General features: G+C 61.8%; 18 protein-coding genes. 13 read left to right on the forward strand and 5 right to left on the reverse strand.

The genetic code is table 11. The features are described from left to right. Nucleotides 1-140: 140 nt before the first annotated feature. Complete coding sequence (cysS, locus tag ACNFCJ_RS22965) at nucleotides 141-1,526, reverse strand: cysteine--tRNA ligase (protein WP_416773757.1); 1,386 nt, start codon at nucleotides 1,524-1,526, stop codon at nucleotides 141-143. Further along, nucleotides 1,526-3,190: a glutamine--tRNA ligase/YqeY domain fusion protein gene (locus ACNFCJ_RS22970; protein WP_416773758.1), complete on the reverse strand. Its 1,665-nt coding sequence runs from the start codon at nucleotides 3,188-3,190 to the stop codon at nucleotides 1,526-1,528. The genes cysS and ACNFCJ_RS22970 overlap by 1 nt, the downstream gene beginning before the upstream one ends. Nucleotides 3,191-3,350: 160 nt before the next feature. On the opposite strand from ACNFCJ_RS22970, the gene ACNFCJ_RS22975 reads away from it, so the two are divergent. Then, the gene (locus ACNFCJ_RS22975) at nucleotides 3,351-3,848 is read left to right on the forward strand and encodes a peptidylprolyl isomerase (protein ID WP_106732125.1); all 498 of its coding nucleotides are present in this window, start codon (nucleotides 3,351-3,353) and stop codon (nucleotides 3,846-3,848) included. Between the two features lie 4 nt (nucleotides 3,849-3,852). Further along, nucleotides 3,853-4,596: a UDP-2,3-diacylglucosamine diphosphatase gene (gene lpxH, locus ACNFCJ_RS22980; RefSeq protein ID WP_416773759.1), complete on the forward strand. Its 744-nt coding sequence runs from the start codon at nucleotides 3,853-3,855 to the stop codon at nucleotides 4,594-4,596. Between the two features lie 127 nt (nucleotides 4,597-4,723). Here the strand turns inward: lpxH and ACNFCJ_RS22985 are convergent, their stop codons facing one another. Then, the gene (locus tag ACNFCJ_RS22985) at nucleotides 4,724-5,377 is read right to left on the reverse strand and encodes a tRNA-(ms[2]io[6]A)-hydroxylase (protein ID WP_416773760.1); all 654 of its coding nucleotides are present in this window, start codon (nucleotides 5,375-5,377) and stop codon (nucleotides 4,724-4,726) included. Between the two features lie 157 nt (nucleotides 5,378-5,534). On the opposite strand from ACNFCJ_RS22985, the gene ACNFCJ_RS22990 reads away from it, so the two are divergent. Continuing rightward, nucleotides 5,535-6,398 carry a universal stress protein gene (locus ACNFCJ_RS22990; protein WP_106732122.1) on the forward strand — a complete coding sequence of 288 codons (864 nt, stop codon included), beginning with the start codon at nucleotides 5,535-5,537 and terminating at the stop codon, nucleotides 6,396-6,398. Nucleotides 6,399-6,462: 64 nt separating this feature from the next. Here ACNFCJ_RS22990 and ACNFCJ_RS22995 read toward each other — a convergent pair whose 3' ends face one another. Then, the gene (locus ACNFCJ_RS22995) at nucleotides 6,463-6,939 is read right to left on the reverse strand and encodes a DUF1289 domain-containing protein (protein WP_416773761.1); all 477 of its coding nucleotides are present in this window, start codon (nucleotides 6,937-6,939) and stop codon (nucleotides 6,463-6,465) included. A gap of 404 nt (nucleotides 6,940-7,343) precedes the next feature. Here ACNFCJ_RS22995 and acnB point away from each other — a divergent pair, with 404 nt between their 5' ends. From acnB to ACNFCJ_RS23030, 7 genes are all read left to right on the forward strand, one after another. Continuing rightward, nucleotides 7,344-9,944, forward strand: coding sequence for a bifunctional aconitate hydratase 2/2-methylisocitrate dehydratase (acnB, locus tag ACNFCJ_RS23000; RefSeq protein ID WP_416773771.1), 2,601 nt, complete (start codon nucleotides 7,344-7,346; stop codon nucleotides 9,942-9,944). 291 nt (nucleotides 9,945-10,235) lie between these two features. Continuing rightward, entirely contained in the window at nucleotides 10,236-11,447 is a 1,212-nt protein-coding gene (locus tag ACNFCJ_RS23005) for a CmpA/NrtA family ABC transporter substrate-binding protein (RefSeq protein ID WP_416773762.1), read from the forward strand. 18 nt (nucleotides 11,448-11,465) lie between these two features. After that, a complete protein-coding gene (locus ACNFCJ_RS23010) occupies nucleotides 11,466-12,044 on the forward strand; it encodes an ANTAR domain-containing response regulator (RefSeq protein WP_036999951.1) in 579 nt (192 codons plus the stop codon). 129 nt (nucleotides 12,045-12,173) lie between these two features. Continuing rightward, entirely contained in the window at nucleotides 12,174-13,403 is a 1,230-nt protein-coding gene (gene alaC / locus ACNFCJ_RS23015) for an alanine transaminase (RefSeq protein ID WP_416773764.1), read from the forward strand. A gap of 162 nt (nucleotides 13,404-13,565) precedes the next feature. Further along, entirely contained in the window at nucleotides 13,566-14,288 is a 723-nt protein-coding gene (locus ACNFCJ_RS23020; protein WP_416773765.1) for a 1-acylglycerol-3-phosphate O-acyltransferase, read from the forward strand. A 144-nt stretch (nucleotides 14,289-14,432) separates the two neighbouring features. After that, nucleotides 14,433-14,627, forward strand: coding sequence for a hypothetical protein (locus ACNFCJ_RS23025; RefSeq protein ID WP_416773766.1), 195 nt, complete (start codon nucleotides 14,433-14,435; stop codon nucleotides 14,625-14,627). Nucleotides 14,628-14,637: 10 nt separating this feature from the next. Then, a complete protein-coding gene (locus tag ACNFCJ_RS23030) occupies nucleotides 14,638-14,880 on the forward strand; it encodes a hypothetical protein (RefSeq protein WP_416773767.1) in 243 nt (80 codons plus the stop codon). Nucleotides 14,881-14,923: 43 nt separating this feature from the next. On the opposite strand, the gene ACNFCJ_RS23035 is transcribed toward ACNFCJ_RS23030, so the two are convergent. Next, a complete protein-coding gene (locus ACNFCJ_RS23035; RefSeq protein WP_416773768.1) occupies nucleotides 14,924-15,649 on the reverse strand; it encodes an amidotransferase in 726 nt (241 codons plus the stop codon). Between the two features lie 297 nt (nucleotides 15,650-15,946). Here ACNFCJ_RS23035 and ACNFCJ_RS23040 point away from each other — a divergent pair, with 297 nt between their 5' ends. From ACNFCJ_RS23040 to ACNFCJ_RS23050, 3 genes are read left to right on the forward strand one after another with little or no spacing between them, the layout of a single operon-like run. Beyond that, complete coding sequence (locus ACNFCJ_RS23040) at nucleotides 15,947-16,060, forward strand: PA2485 family small membrane protein (protein WP_416773769.1); 114 nt, start codon at nucleotides 15,947-15,949, stop codon at nucleotides 16,058-16,060. A 20-nt stretch (nucleotides 16,061-16,080) separates the two neighbouring features. Then, nucleotides 16,081-16,281: a type III secretion system co-regulatory protein PtrC gene (gene ptrC, locus ACNFCJ_RS23045; RefSeq protein WP_003461392.1), complete on the forward strand. Its 201-nt coding sequence runs from the start codon at nucleotides 16,081-16,083 to the stop codon at nucleotides 16,279-16,281. Between the two features lie 53 nt (nucleotides 16,282-16,334). Beyond that, on the forward strand, nucleotides 16,335-16,601 hold the full coding sequence (locus tag ACNFCJ_RS23050) for a PepSY domain-containing protein (RefSeq protein WP_106732113.1): 267 nt from the start codon (nucleotides 16,335-16,337) through the stop codon (nucleotides 16,599-16,601). Nucleotides 16,602-16,862 lie beyond the last annotated feature (261 nt).

The following is a 16,862-nucleotide window of genomic DNA, read 5'->3' on the forward strand; positions in this document are numbered from 1 at the left end:
GCTGACGACCTTCGCCCTGGATGTAGCCCATAAACGACAATGCCCCCATCGACTGATGGAGGCATTGTCTTCAGCTTGCTCTCAGACTGCTAGGTTTTCACACAGTCTGTTCCAGCGGCCTTTGTCGCTGAGCATCACCCTTACTCGGCCAGGCGCCAGGTGGTGCCGCCCTTGCCGTCTTCCAGCACCACGCCCATGGCAGTGAGCTGGTCGCGGATGCGGTCGCTTTCTGCCCAGTTCTTGTCGGCACGGGCCTGCAGGCGCGCGGCGATCAGCGCCTCGACTTCGGCGGCATCGACCTTGCCGGCAGCTCCGGCCTGGAGGAATGCATCGGGTTCGAGCTGCAGCACGCCAAGCACGCTGGCCAGTTGCTTGAGCTGGGCGGCCAGGCCAACAGCAGCCTGCACGTCGGATTCACGCAAGCGGTTGACCTCGCGGATCATCTCGAACAACACCGCACAGGCTTCTGGTGAATTGAAATCGTCGTCCATCGCCGCGCCGAAACGCTCGACGAAGGCTTCTCCACCAGCAGGCGTAGCTTCCGGCAGGCCTTTGAGGCCGTTGTAGAAACGCTCCAGGGCGCCCTTGGCTTCCTTGAGGCTCTCCTCGGAGTAGTTGATCGGGCTGCGGTAGTGGCTGGACACCAGCAGGTAGCGCACCACCTCCGGGTGGTACTTCTCCAGCACCTCACGGATGGTGAAGAAGTTGCCCAGACTCTTCGACATCTTCTCGCCATCCACGCGCACCGCGCCGGCGTGCATCCAGGCATTGGCGTACTGCTTGCCGGTGGCTGCCTCGCTCTGCGCGATTTCGTTCTCGTGGTGCGGGAACACCAGATCCGGGCCGCCGCCGTGGATATCGAAGGTCTCGCCCAGGCAGCAGGTGGACATCACCGAGCACTCGATATGCCAGCCCGGACGTCCTGCGCCCCAAGGCGACTCCCAGCTCGGCTCGCCCGGCTTGACGCCCTTCCACAGGACGAAGTCCAACGGGTCTTCCTTGGCCTCGTCGACCTCGATGCGCGCACCGATCTTCAGGTCTTCGATCTTCTTGCGCGACAGCTTGCCGTAACCAACGAACTTGCCGACGCGGTAGTACACATCGCCATTACCCGGCGCGTAGGCAAAGCCCTTGTCGATCAGGGTCTGGATCATCTGGTGCATGCCGGCGATATGGCCGGTGGCGCGCGGCTCGATGTCCGGGCGCAGTACGTGCAGACGACCTTCGTCCTCGTGCATCGCCGCGATCATGCGCTCGACCAGCGCCTCGAACGGCTCGCCGTTCTCGTTGGCGCGCTTGATGATCTTGTCGTCGATGTCGGTAATGTTGCGCACATAGGTCACATCGTAGCCACGCTGACGCAGCCAGCGGGTGACCACGTCGAAGGCGACCATCACCCGGGCGTGACCAATGTGGCAGAAGTCATAGACGGTCATGCCGCACACGTACATGCGCACCTGATTACCGATCAGCGGCTTGAACGGTTCCTTGACCTTGCTCAGGGTGTTGTAGATCGACAGTGCCATTACTGACCCCACGAATCGCGCAGCGTGACGGTACGGTTGAACACCAACGCATCGGCAGTCGAGTCCTTGTCCAGGCAGAAGTAGCCTTCGCGCTCGAACTGGAAACGATCCTCGGCCGCTGCCTTGGCCAGCGACGGCTCGGCGCGGCAGCCGCTGAGCACCACCAGCGATTCCGGGTTGATGTTGTCGAGGAAGCTGCCGCCCTCTTCGCTCTTCTCCGGGTTGGCCGAGCGGAACAGACGATCGTACAGGCGTACTTCGCACTCGACGCTCTCGGCAGCCGGCACCCAGTGGATCACGCCCTTGACCTTACGGCCTTCGGGGTTCTTGCCCAGGGTGTTCTCGTCGTAAGAGCAACGCAGCTCGACGATATTGCCGGCAGCGTCCTTGATGGCTTCGTCGGCGCGAATCACGTAGCTGCCACGCAGACGCACTTCGCCGCCCGGGATCAGGCGCTTGAAGCCGTCCGGCGGGGTTTCCTCGAAGTCGCTGGCGTCGATGTAGATCTCGCGGGAGAACGGCAGCACGCGCACGCCCATGTCCTGCTTGGGATGGCGCGGCAGTTCGAGGTTCTCGACCTGGCCTTCCGGGTAGTTGGTGATCACCACTTTCAGCGGCTTGAGCACGCACATGGCGCGCGAGGCGTTGGCGTCCAGATCGTCACGGATGGCGAACTCGAGCATGCCGATGTCCACCAGGCCGCCGGCGCGGTTGACGCCGATCATGTCGCAGAAAGCGCGGATCGAAGCCGGGGTATAGCCACGGCGACGGTAACCGGACAGCGTCGACATGCGCGGGTCGTCCCAACCGCTGACGTGCTTCTCGTCCACCAACTGCTTGAGTTTGCGCTTGCTGGTGATGGTGTAGTTCAGGTTCAGCCGGGCGAATTCGTACTGACGCGGCTGCGCCGGTACCGACAGGTTGGTCAGGAACCACTCGTAAAGCGGGCGATGGTCCTCGAACTCCAGGGTGCAGATGGAGTGAGTGATGCCCTCGATGGCGTCCGACTGGCCGTGGGTGAAGTCGTAGCTCGGGTAGATGCACCACTTGTCACCGGTCTGGTGGTGATGGGCGTGGCGAATGCGATAGAGAATCGGGTCGCGCAGGTTGATGTTCGGCGAAGCCATGTCGATCTTGGCACGCAGCGAACGGGCGCCATCGGGAAACTCACCGGCCTTCATGCGGGCGAACAGGTCGAGGTTCTCTTCGACGCTGCGCTCGCGGAACGGGCTGTTCTTGCCTGGCTCGGTCAGGCTGCCGCGATATTCGCGCATCTCTTCGGCATTGAGGTCGCAGACGAAGGCCTTACCGGCCTTGATCAGCTCGATGGCCCAGGCATGCAGTTGCTCGAAATAATCTGAGGCGTAACGCTCCTCACCGGCCCACTTGAAGCCCAGCCACTCGACGTCGGCCTTGATGGCGTCGATATATTCCTGGTCTTCCTTGGCCGGGTTGGTGTCGTCGAAGCGCAGATTGCACTGGCCACCGAACTCTTCGGCCAGGCCAAAGTTCAGGCAGATACTCTTGGCATGGCCGATGTGCAGGTAGCCGTTGGGCTCCGGCGGGAAGCGGGTCACGATCTTGGCGTGCTTGCCGCTGTCCAGATCAGCCTGGACGATGGGGCGCAGGAAGTTGGCAGCTTTTTCGACGGTAGGCTTGCTCATGGTGTCCTTAACAATACTGGCGCGGCACAGGGTAGGCCGCTTCGGGCAAAGTCCGTATCATAACCAACCTGTCAAGCCCCTGACAGGGTGCATACCACCCTGACAAGCGCTGTTCACCCCCGAGCCATCGGCTCGAACCTGCCCCATCACGGATACGATCATGATCAAACTGCACACCAACCACGGCGTCATTACCCTGAACCTGTTCGCCGACAAGGCCCCGGAAACCGTAGCCAACTTCGAGCAATACGTGAAGGAAGGCCATTACGACGGCACCATCTTCCACCGTGTGATCGGCAACTTCATGATCCAGGGCGGCGGTTTCGAGCCGGGCATGAAGCAGAAGCCGACCCGCGCACCGATCAAGAACGAAGCCAACAACGGCGTCGCCAACAAGATCGGCACCGTCGCCATGGCCCGCACCATGGAGCCGCACTCGGCCAGTGCGCAGTTCTTCATCAACGTTGCCGACAACGCCTTCCTCAACCACAGCGCGCCGACCGTTCAGGGCTGGGGCTACGCCGTATTCGGTGAAGTGGTCGAAGGCATGGACGTGGTCGAGAAGATCAAGGGCGTCGCCACCACCATGAAATCCGGCCACCAGGACGTACCGGTGGACGACGTGATCATCGAGAAGGCTGAAGTCGTAGCCGAGTAAGTCGATGATCCTGCTGATCTCCGATCTGCACCTCGAAGAGAAACGCCCGGACATCACCCGGGCGTTTCTGCATTTTCTCGCCACCCGCGCGCGTCAGGCCGAGGCGCTGTACATCCTCGGTGACTTCTTCGAAGTCTGGATCGGCGACGACGGCATGACGCCCTTCCAGCACGAGATCGCCCGTGCCCTGCGCGAACTGAGTAATGCCGGCACGCGCATCTACCTGATGCACGGCAATCGCGACTTCCTTGTCGGCAAGGCGTTCTGCCGCGCGGCGGGCTGCACCTTGCTGAGCGACCCGCACAAAGTGCAGATGGGCGGCGAGTCGGTCCTGCTGATGCACGGCGATAGCCTGTGCACCCTCGATGTCGGCTACATGAAGCTGCGCCGCTGGCTGCGCAATCCGCTGTCGCTGCTGATCCTGCGTAACCTGCCGCTCACTACCCGGCAGAAGCTGGCGCGCAAGCTACGCAACGAAAGCCGCGCACAGACGCGGATGAAAGCCAGCGAGATCGTCGATGTCACGCCCGAGGAAGTGCTCAAGGTGATGGACGAATACGGCGTGCGCACGCTGATCCATGGCCACACCCATAGGCCAGCCGTGCACGAACTGGAAGTGAACGGCCAACCGGCACGCCGTATCGTGCTGGGCGACTGGGATCGTCAGGGCTGGGCATTGCAGGTCGATGAACAGGGCTTCAACCAGGCACCGTTCGAGCTCACGCCTGCAAACGTCTCCAAGCCGTAGCCCATAAAATGGTTGCAGGAGCGGCTTCAGCCGCGAAAAGCCACGATGTAGGGCGGGTGAAACCCGCCATTTCCCTCGCGGCGGGTTTCACCCGCCCTACCCGTCTATTGCAGTGTTCGCGGCTGTTTTATGCGGGCACGCCACTATGGAAACGGAACTGCTCATCCGGCGAGGTAATCAGCTCCCGCTCCACCGCCCGCACCACCTCGATACGCTCGTCCACGTCGGCCGCATCGCCATAGAGATAGGCGAGCTTGAGATAACCTCGATAGTGGCGCCCTTCGCTCTCCAGCAATCCGGCGTAGAACTTGGCCAGCTCGGCATCCAGTCGCGGCACCAGCGCGGCAAAGCGCTCGCAGGAGCGCGCCTCGATGAACGCACCGACCACCAGCACATCCACCAGCCGCTCCACTTCGCCACCACGCAACAGTGCACGCAGGCCGGCGGCGTAGCGCGAGGCGGAAACATGGCGAACCTCGATACCGCGCCCGCGGATGATCTTGCTCACCTGCTCGAAGTGCACCAGCTCCTCACGAGCCAAACGCGACATTCTCGCGGTCAATTCGGTCTTGGTCAGGTAGCGCCCCATCAGGCTCAGAGCCGTCTGTGCCGCCTTGTATTCCAGGTTGCGGTGGTCGAGCAGGAGGATCTCCTGCTGGCGCAAGGCCTCGTCCAGCCAGGCGTCGGGGGTGGCGACACCACCGAGAAACTCGAGAATTTCCTGCAGGATCGTTACAGGTTCCTCGCCATTACTCGGAACATGCTGGGTATTTGACATCATATTTGAAGCGCTCTCGGTGCTGGCGAGGTTGGAAATGGCGGGCCATTATACGAGTGGCAGGCCGGACGACCAGCATGCTGTTGATACAGGTCAACATGCCGCTGATAACGACCCGCCTATAGTTGGATAACTGCCATTCACGCTCAGGGAGATGACCATGCAAGCGATCCGCAGCATTCTGGTGGTGATGGATCCCCAACACCCAGAAGCCCTCGCACTGAAACGGGCAAAACTGATAGCCGGGGTAACCCAATCACACCTGCACCTGCTGGTCTGCGAGAAGAAAGGCGACCACAGCGCGTGGCTCAACGATCTCAGCAGCAGTCTCGCCGGGGAAGGTTTCAGCGTCTCCACCCAGCAGTCCTGGCATGAAAACCAGCACCAAACCATCATCGCCGTGCAGCAGGCCGAGGGCTGCGGCCTGGTGATCAAGCAGCACCTGCCGGACAACCCGCTGAAAAAGGCCCTGCTCACCCCGGAAGACTGGAAGTTGCTGCGCTATTGCCCAGGCCCGGTGCTGATGGTCAAGACCGAGCGCCCCTGGACCGGCGGCAACATCCTCGCTGCCGTAGACGTCGGTAACGCCGATGGCGAGCACCGCACCCTGCATGCCGGCATCATCAGCCATGGTTACGATATCGCTGGCCTGGCTAAGGGCACGCTGCACGTGACCACCGCGCATCCGACCCCGATGCTGTCGGCTGCCGATCCGACCTTCCAGCTCAAGGAAACCATCGAGGCCCGCTATCGCGAGCAATGCCGCAGTTTCCAGGCCGAATACGACATCAGCGACGAGCGCCTGCATGTGCTGGAAGGCCCAGCCGACGTGGTAATTCCGCAAGTTGCCCACCAGCTCGATGCGGCTGTCACGGTGATCGGCACCGTGGCGCGCACCGGGCTCTCCGGCGCACTGATCGGTAATACCGCCGAGGTCGTACTCGACGCACTGGAAAGTGACGTGCTGGTGCTCAAGCCTGACGAGATCATCGCCCACCTCGAAGAGCTGGTGGCGCAACGCTGAGCCAGCTCCCGAAACGAAAATGCCGCTCTGCATGAGCGGCATTTTTCTTTCCCTCCGGGCCGGACTAGACTCGCAGCTCCAGGCCTTCCCGCAGAAACTTCGGCGCGATGTAACGCTCGTAGTGCGCTTCAGAGAGCAGGAAGAATTCGCGATCGATGGCGTCACGCAATTCGGGCAGCGCCCAATTGCGGAACTCAGGCAGTACGACCATGCCGTACGCCTCCAGCTGATTGATCATCCGCGCGCCACGCGCGATCAGCTGATAGGCCCAGCAGTAAGGCGACTGTTGCGGCACAAAACGAATCTGCCGCTGCTCCAGCTGACGACGTAGACGCTGCTCATCGAATACCTCGACCTTGCCCGCCATCACCTGCACCAGCAGCACTTCCAGGCGCGTCCAGACGGCGCGCTTCTCGTCGTCGTTGTAGCTGTTCCAGTTGATCACCTCATGATGGAAGCGCTTGCAACCGCGGCACACGACATCGCCGTAAACGGTTGAGCACAGCCCCACGCAGGGCGTCTTGATGCGCTGATTGGACATGGCGAAACAACATAAACAGCAAAACGGCCTGGCATCTTAGCCCTTTGTCTAATCCAGATCACCCCTGCCGATACGGGGACATCGACTTAACTTTATTCGCGCTTTCCATTAGAATCGGCCCGCCTTTTATGGCGCCAATGTCCGTTGGAAGCTGTTTTCAAAGCGTCACGAGCACAGTCGATCCTGCAGGTACGATGGCGGCGCAGCCACTTGGAGTCCCCCCGAGCGTCTGCGTCAGCCCTCATCAGAAACCGTCCTGCCGGCGTAAAACTTTGAAAGCAGCTTCTACAAGAGACTCATGAAACCTCGGCTGCTCGGCTCATAAAGTCGAAAAGCGCCTGGTTCATGAGTATCTGGATCGCGTCCCGGACAACCCTTTGGGACCACTGATGAGGGTAATAACTGTGCTTGAAGCCTATCGCAAACACGTAGCAGAGCGTGCCGCTCAGGGTATCGTGCCCCAGCCGCTGAACGCCGAACAAACCGCAGGCCTGGTCGAGCTGCTGAAAAACCCGCCGGCTGGCGAAGAAGAATTCCTCGTAGACCTGATCACCAACCGCGTACCGCCAGGCGTCGATGAAGCCGCCTACGTCAAGGCCGGTTTCCTCTCTGCCGTTGCCAAGGGCGAAGCCACTTCCCCGCTGATCAGCAAGCAACGCGCCGTTGAGCTGCTGGGCACCATGCAAGGCGGCTACAACATCGCCACCCTGGTCGAACTGCTGGACGACGCCGCTCTGGGCGCCGTTGCCGCCGAGCAACTCAAGCACACCCTGCTGATGTTCGACGCCTTCCACGACGTCGCCGAGAAAGCCAAGGCTGGCAATGCCAACGCCAAGGCCGTGCTGCAGTCCTGGGCCGACGGCGAGTGGTTCACCGCCAAGCCAGCCATCGCCGAGAAATACAGCCTGGCTGTATTCAAGGTGCCTGGCGAAACCAACACCGACGACCTGTCCCCTGCCCCGGACGCCTGGTCGCGCCCTGACATCCCGCTGCACGCCCTGGCCATGCTGAAAATGGCCCGCGACGGCATCGTGCCGGAGCAACAAGGCGCCATCGGCCCGCTGAAGCAGATCGAAGAGATCAAGGCCAAGGGCTTCCCGGTTGCCTACGTCGGTGACGTGGTCGGTACCGGTTCTTCCCGTAAGTCCGCCACCAACTCGGTGCTGTGGTTCTTCGGTGACGACATTCCGTACGTTCCGAACAAGCGCGCTGGCGGCTTCTGCTTCGGCACCAAGATCGCCCCGATCTTCTACAACACCATGGAAGATGCCGGCGCCCTGCCGATCGAGTTCGACGTGTCGAACATCAACATGGGCGACGTGATCGATGTCTACCCCTACGCCGGCAAAGTCTGCAAGCACGGCACCGACGATGTCATCACCACCTTCGAACTGAAGACCCCGGTGCTGCTCGACGAAGTCCGCGCTGGCGGCCGCATCCCGCTGATCGTCGGCCGCGGCCTGACCGAGAAGGCGCGTGCCGAATTGGGCCTGGGCGCTTCCGACCTGTTCAAGAAGCCGGACCAGCCTGCTGCCAGCACCAAGGGTTTCACCCTGGCGCAGAAGATGGTCGGCAAGGCCTGCGGCGTCGAAGGCGTACGTCCGGGCACCTACTGCGAACCGAAGATGACCACCGTCGGCTCCCAGGATACCACCGGCCCGATGACCCGCGACGAGCTGAAAGACCTGGCGTGCCTGGGCTTCTCGGCTGACCTGGTGATGCAGTCCTTCTGCCACACCGCGGCCTATCCGAAGCCGATCGACGTCACCACCCACCACACCCTGCCGGATTTCATCCGCACCCGTGGCGGCGTGTCCCTGCGTCCGGGCGACGGCATCATCCACAGCTGGCTGAACCGCATGCTGCTGCCTGACACCGTCGGCACCGGTGGCGACTCGCACACCCGCTTCCCGATCGGTATCAGCTTCCCGGCCGGCTCCGGCCTGGTGGCCTTCGCCGCCGCCACCGGCGTAATGCCGCTGGACATGCCAGAATCGGTTCTGGTGCGCTTCAAGGGCAAGATGCAACCGGGTATCACCCTGCGTGACCTGGTCCATGCCATCCCCTACTACGCCATCCAGAAAGGCCTGCTGACCGTCGAGAAGAAAGGCAAGAAGAACATCTTCTCCGGCCGCATCCTCGAGATCGAAGGTCTGGACAACCTGACCGTCGAGCAGGCGTTCGAGCTGTCCGACGCCTCCGCCGAGCGTTCGGCTGCCGGCTGCACCATCAAACTGCCGGAATCGGCCATCGCCGAGTACCTGAAGTCCAACATCACCCTGCTGCGCTGGATGATCAGCGAAGGCTATGGCGATGCCCGCACCCTGGAGCGCCGTGCCCAGGCGATGGAAGCCTGGCTGGCCAACCCGGTGCTGATGGAAGCCGACAAGGACGCCGAGTACGCCGAAGTCATCGAAATCGACCTGGCCGAGCTCAACGAGCCGGTACTGTGCGCCCCGAACGACCCGGACGATGCCCGTCTGCTGTCCACCGTGGCCGGCGACAAGATCGACGAAGTGTTCATCGGTTCGTGCATGACCAACATCGGCCACTTCCGCGCTGCCGGCAAGCTGCTGGACAAGGTCAAGGGTGGTATCCCGACCCGTCTGTGGCTGTCGCCGCCGACCAAGATGGATGCTCACCAGCTGACCGAAGAAGGCTACTACGGTATCTACGGCAAGGCCGGTGCGCGTATGGAGATGCCGGGCTGCTCGCTGTGCATGGGGAACCAGGCACGTGTGGCTGCCAACTCCACCGTGGTTTCCACCTCCACCCGTAACTTCCCGAATCGCCTGGGCGATGGCGCCAACGTGTACCTGGCCTCTGCCGAACTGGCAGCGGTCGCTTCGATTCTCGGCAAGCTGCCGACCGTCGAGGAGTACATGGCTTACGCGAAGGATATCGACAGCATGGCTGGCGACATCTACCGCTACCTGAGCTTCGACCAGATCGCCGACTTCCGTGAAGCGGCAGCCAACGCCAAGATCCCGGTCGTTCAGGCCTGATCAAAGCGTAGTGAAAGGAGCCCCGCCTAGTGCGGGGCTTTTTTATGGCCCGCCACTCTATCGACTCGTCAGCGCACTCATCACAAACGGCGACGCCCACTTGGGACGCGTGTCTTCTGGCATATGCCTTGCTTCGTCACTTCGTATACAGCCGTTCCAATGGCGGAATGGCTTGATCGACAACGGCGTCGTATCGAATCCCGGAGCTCTCGCGCTGGATCTGGTACGACGCTTTTTTATGGGCAGCCGCCCATGAATCAACGTCTTTTTGCGTGAAGGTAAGGAAGCAGCATGAGCGAACACGACACCCCGCGCGACGATGCCCTGGCCTGGGCCTGGGGTAGCGACGCCCCGGAGAAGAGCATGCTGAACATCGGCTTCATGGCGCTGAGCGATTCGGCTTCGGTGATCGTCGCCGCGACTCAGGGCTTTGCCGAGAAGTACGGGCTGAGCCTCAGACTGCAACGTCAGACCTCCTGGGCCAGCTCGCGCGACCGCCTGCTCAGCGGCGAGCTGGACGCCGCCCACAGCCTGTATGGGCTGATCTATGGCGTGCAGCTGGGCCTTGGCGGTGCCGCGGCCACGGATATGGCCGTGCTCATGGGGCTGAACCAGAACGGCCAGAGCATCAACCTGTCGCACACCCTGCAAGCCGCTGGCGTGACCAGCGGCAAAGCACTGCGCCAATACGTGCACCAGCATGAAGCACGGCTGACCTTTGCCCAGACCTTTCCCACCGGCACCCACGCGATGTGGCTTTACTACTGGCTGGCCAGCCAGGGCATTCATCCACTTCGCGATGTCGACAGCGTGGTGGTGCCGCCGCCGCAGATGATCGAGCACCTGGAGGCCAAGCGCATCGACGGTTTCTGCGTTGGCGAACCCTGGACCGCCAAGGCCGTCGATGAACAGCTCGGCTGCACCGTTACCACCATTCAGGCGATCTGGCCGGATCACCCGGAAAAAGTACTGGGCTGTACCCGCGCCTTCGCCGAGCAGAACCCCAACACCGCCCGGGCCCTGATCATGGCGGTGCTCGACGCGGCACGCTTCATCGATGAGAGCGAAGAAAACAAACGCAGCACCGCCCTGCTGCTCAGCGGTAGCGACTACGTCAACGCACCGGTTTCGGCGATCACCCCGCGCTTTCTCGGCCAGTATCAGGACGGTTTGGGCCACGCCTGGCAGGACGAGCACCCGCTGCGCTTTCATGCCGGCGGGCTGGTCAACCATCCCTATCTGTCCGACGCCATGTGGTTCATGACTCAGTTCCGCCGCTGGGGCCTGTTGCGTAGCGATCCCGACTACCTGGGGGTGGCCCGCCAGGTCCAACAACTTGCACTGTACCGCGAGGCCGCATCGACGCTGGGCATACCGGTGCCGGGGGAAATGCGTAGCTCCATCCTGCAGGACGGCACGTGCTGGGACGGCAGCGACCCAGCCGCCTACGCGCGCAGCTTCCGCCTCCATGCCCTGGCCGATAGCCCGGCTGTCGCCCTGTAATTGCCGGGAGAGCATCCGATGCTGCGTATCCTTCTGATCAACGACACCCCGAAGAAGGTCGGTCGCCTGAAATGCGCCCTGATCGAAGCAGGTTTCGAGGTGATAGACGAATCCGGCCTGACCATCGATCTGCCTGAGCGGGTCGAGGCGGTGCGCCCCGACGTCATCCTGATCGACACCGAATCACCCGGCCGCGACGTGATGGAACAGGTGGTACTGGTCAGCCGCGACCAGCCACGGCCGATCGTGATGTTCACCGACGAGCACGACCCCGGCGTGATGCGCCAGGCGATCCAAAGCGGCGTCAGTGCCTATATCGTCGAGGGCATTCACGCCCAGCGCCTGCAACCGATCCTCGACGTCGCCATGGCCCGCTTCGAGAGCGATCAGGCGCTGCGCGCACAGCTGCAGGCGCGCGACGCACAGCTGGCCGAACGCAAGCGCGTGGAGCTGGCCAAGGGTCTGCTGATGAAAATGAAGAGCTGCAACGAGGAAGAGGCCTACACCCTGATGCGGCGCCAGGCCATGAGCCGCCAGCAGAAGCTGATCCAGGTGGCCGAGCAGATCATTGCGATGCACGACATGCTCGGCGGCTGACTGTTGCGCTGCGCCGCTCGCTGACTGTACTGGACAGCGAGACAGCGGCGCGCTTATCTTCTCGCCAGGCCGCCACATGCGGCCAACGTCGCTCGGACGGTTCCGGGCGCTTACGTATCCGAGGAAATCATGGCTGACAACGCCAAGCGCCGCTTTGCGCGCATCGATCGTCTCCCCCCCTACGTCTTCAACATCACCGCCGAACTGAAGATGGCCGCACGCCGTCGCGGTGAAGACATCATCGACTTCTCCATGGGCAACCCCGACGGTGCGACTCCGCCGCACATCGTTGAGAAGCTCGTGCAGGTAGCCCAGCGTGAAGACACCCACGGATACTCCACCTCCCGCGGTATTCCTCGCCTGCGCCGTGCTATCTCGCGCTGGTACAAGGACCGCTACGACGTGGAGATCGATCCGGAAAGCGAAGCCATCGTCACCATCGGCTCCAAGGAAGGCCTGGCGCACCTGATGCTGGCCACCCTGGACCACGGCGATACCGTGCTGGTGCCCAACCCCAGCTACCCGATCCACATCTACGGCGCGGTGATCGCCGGCGCTCAGGTGCGCTCCGTACCGCTGGTGCCGGGCGTGGACTTCTTCACCGAGCTGGAACGGGCGATTCGTGAGTCGATTCCCAAGCCGAAGATGATGATCCTCGGCTTCCCCTCCAACCCCACCGCCCAGTGCGTGGAGCTGGACTTCTTCGAGCGCGTAGTCACCCTGGCCAAACAGTACGACGTACTGGTGGTGCACGATCTGGCCTACGCCGACATCGTCTACGACGGCTGGAAAGCGCCGTCGATCATGCAGGTACCGGGCGCCAAGGACATCGCGGTGGAGTTCTTCACCCTGTCCAAGAGCTACAACATGGCTGGCTGGCGGATCGGCTTCATGGTCGGCAACCCGGAGCTGGTCAGCGCCCTGGCGCGGATCAAGAGCTACCACGACTATGGCACCTTCACCCCGCTGCAGGTGGCGGCCATCGCTGCGCTGGAAGGCGACCAACAGTGCGTGCACGACATCGCCGAACAGTACCGGCAACGCCGCAACCTGCTGGTCAAGGGCCTGCACGAGATCGGCTGGATGGTTGAGAAGCCCAAGGCCTCGATGTACATCTGGGCCAAGATCCCCGACGCCTACGCGCACCTGGGCTCGCTGGAGTTCGCCAAGAAGCTGCTGGCCGAGGCCAAGGTCTGCGTCTCGCCGGGCCTGGGTTTTGGCGACTACGGCGACGACCATGTACGCTTCGCCCTGATCGAGAACCAGGACCGCAGCCGCCAGGCACTGCGCGGCATCAAGGCGATGTTTCGCGCCGACGGTTTGCTGCCAGGCAAGCCGGCCAAGACAGATACCGAGTAAGCATTGAAGGGCGCCGTGAGGCGCCCTTTCTACATGGGCATGGAAACCGACAAGTTCTGCGACAATTCATGACGTTACGCACGCCAAGCGGTGGTTTCGAGCAATTGCCCGGCAGAGTGAACGCCCGTACACTGCGCGCCCCTTCCCTGACGGTTCTCCCCAATGCTCTTCGTTTTGCGCATGCTGTTGATGGGCGTGCATTTCATCCTGGCCGGCCTGCTCGGCCTGCTGCTCGGCCTGTGCCGCCCGTTCAATCCGGACAACAGCCGCCTCTGTGCCCGTCTTTATTCGCTGCCCGCCCTGTGCCTGCTGCGCCTGAAGCTGAAGACAGACGTACGCCCGCTTTTAGAACACCAGCGCTCCTGCGTGATCATCGCCAACCACCAGTCCAACTTCGATCTTTACGTGCTAGGCCGCGTGGTGCCGGAACGTACCGTGAGCATCGGCAAGAAGAGCCTCAAGTGGGTGCCATTCTTCGGTCAGCTCTACTGGCTGGCCGGCAACGTGCTGATCGATCGCAGCAATGCCGTCGCCGCCAAGCGTGCGATGCTCACCACCACCGAAACCCTGCGCAATCGCGACACCTCGATCTGGGTATTCCCGGAAGGCACGCGCAACCTCGGTCGCGGTCTGCTGCCATTCAAGAAGGGGGCATTTCAGATGGCAATCGCGGCCGGCGTACCGATCATCCCGGTGTGCGTGAGCAACTACAGCAAATCCATGAGTCTGAACCGCTGGAACAGCGGCCGCATCATGATTCGCTCGCTGCCGGCCATCCCCACTGCCGGCCTGAGCCTGGATGACATGCCCGCACTGATCGAACGTTGCCAGCAAGCCATGAGCGAATGCATCAGCAGCATGGACAAGGAACTGGCCTCGGCATGAGGCCTGACGCGAGGCGCGATCGCGATCAGGTAGCTCGCGCCAGTCATCAAACCTATCGATAGTTACTCTGCCGCGCATCCATTATTCAATCGAAATGACTTAGGCGATTCTGTGCCCACGCCAACTCCTGACCTGGAGCACAGAATGTCTCGCCTCTCTCAAGCCGCCCGCAACGGCGCTCTTGCTGCCATCGGCCTGTACCTGATCAGCACCTCGACGGTGCTGGTCGTGAGTTACGCTGCCGTCCAGCCAAGCACTCCAACCTTTGCACAAACAGGCCCACTACAGAGCCTGATCACTCATTTGCCCGCCCTGCTCGGCGCGCGCTCGCAAGGTTGAGTGAACGGCCATGATCAAAAATCACTGCACCCGCCTGCTGGTGCTCGCCAGCCTGTCGCTGCTGACCACCTTGCTGGCCCTCAGTGGCATCGGCAAAGGTTCGGCTGGTGCCGTGGCGCGCAACATCGAATGCAGCCACAAACTGGCTCATCACCGGGACCTGGCCGAAAGCCTCAAGCGGCAGCGCAGCAGCCCGCCACCGAGCAGAAGCGAACGGCTCTCGCCTTACTTCGTGCTCACTCAGCAGGCATGAAAAAGCCCGGCTGACCGGGCTTTTTCATGTCTCGATATCAGACTCAGGCCTTGGCTTGCTTGCCCTGAGCGACAAAACGCATCATCCACTCCGCCACAGCACTGCCCTGCTGCGAGTGTTTGAGGCTATCCACGCCCTGCTGATAGATCTGCTCGCCAAGATGCTGCTGACGCAGATCAAGCAGCGCCCGCGAGTAGTCGTGGACGAATTCCGGGTGCCCCTGGAAGCACAACACCTGATCCTCGATATGGTAGGCACCAATCGGGCAGAAGTCGCTGGAAGCCAGCAGCGTGGCCTTTTCCGGCAGGCGAGTGACTTGGTCCTGATGGCTGATCAGCAACTGCAGCTCATCCAGCTCTGGGCTCATCCACTCGGGCTTGCCCGCCAGACGATAACTATGCACGCCCACGCCCCAGCCCTGCTCTGCACGCTCAGCCTTGCCGCCAAGCAGCAACGCCAGTAGCTGGTGACCAAAGCAGATGCCCAGCAGCTTGTCGCCACGCTTGTAGCGCTCGAGCAGATACTCCTTGAGCGTCTGAATCCAGGGGTCGCTGCCGAAAGAATCCGCCTTGCTGCCCGTCACCAGATAGGCATCGAATTTCTCGCTATCGGGCGGGTAATGCCCCTCCACCACGTTATATACACTGAACTCCGCCGCAACCGGCTGCTGAGCGAACAACTGCTCGAACATGCGGCCATAGCCCTGATACTGGTCGACCAGTTCGGGACGGAGGATGTCAGTTTCCAGAATACAGATACGCAGTGGCATGAGGTTTCCTGTGGTGAACACGCGGGCGGGTAATTTGTGCGTTTTTCTTAACATATGAATTCGCACAAATAAATAGCCAACCCTGATTTTCAAGCAGATCCGCGATTATCGGCGCTGTGCAATGCCACGAACGGTTGTCAATTAAAATTGACGAAACTTTACCCTGCCAGTGCGTGGCGACGCTTCATCAGCTGCTTCGATAGCTACCATGCACGCCATTCATTTCTGTGATTGCACGCCCGCAGCGAATATCGCCACATCGGGCAGTCGCCCTCATCGCACAGAAGGATATCGATCATGAGCATCTGCGCCGCACTCGCCAGCTTCGCCGCCGTTTCCGCCTTCCAGACCGTCGCACCGGTTCGCGTCGAGCAGGCTGCCGCCGCAGCCCGCGACGTTCGTCCGAGCTGACACAACTCGGGAGAGCCGCCATGCACAGCCAACTCAGCCTGGACGCCTACGGCGTCACCTACGCCCACCTGCAAGATGGCAGCCTGCAGTTCGAAACCGAAGCTGCCCTGCAACTCGATGATGGCAGCATGTTGACCCTGCGCATGCCAACTCGCCACAGCGAGATGCTGGCGATCCACGAGGCCGTGTGCATCCGTCAGGGCTGGTGCCAGGCGGCGTGAGAAAGCGATGGTCTAGACTCCTCGTGACATTCACGGAACGAGGAACTGGCCCCATGCAAACACGCACTCTGATCACCCTGTTCGCCGGCAGCCTGTTGCTTGCCGGCAACGCTCTAGCAGATCGCCCCGGCAGCGACTGGATCAGCATCGACGAGGCGCTGAGCAAAGCACGTGCAGCTGGCTACACGGAGCTACACAAGATCGAAGCCGACAATGACGGTTACTGGGAAGGCGAAGGCCTGAAACAGGATGGCCGTCTTCACGAATTTCGTATCGACGGCAAGAGCGGTGCAGTGATTCGCGACCAGCTGGACGATTGACTCAGCCAGCCAATGAGAAACGGCCCTTTCGGGCCGTTTCTGCATCCGTAGGGTGCGCCATGCGCACCGCGGACACTCCGCTTAAGCGGTGCGCATGGCCTGGGCGGCCCCGCGACACCCTACAAGGGAGGCTCAGAACGTCTCTCCCTTGCAGACTGTGTGAAAACCTAGCAGTCTGAGAGCAAGCTGAAGACAATGCCTCCATCAGTCGATGGGGGCATTGTCGTTTATGGGCTACATCCAGGGCGAAGGTCGTCAGCA

This window comes from Pseudomonas sp. NY15364, from assembly GCF_048068235.1.
Classification (GTDB): domain Bacteria; phylum Pseudomonadota; class Gammaproteobacteria; order Pseudomonadales; family Pseudomonadaceae; genus Aquipseudomonas; species Aquipseudomonas mendocina_D.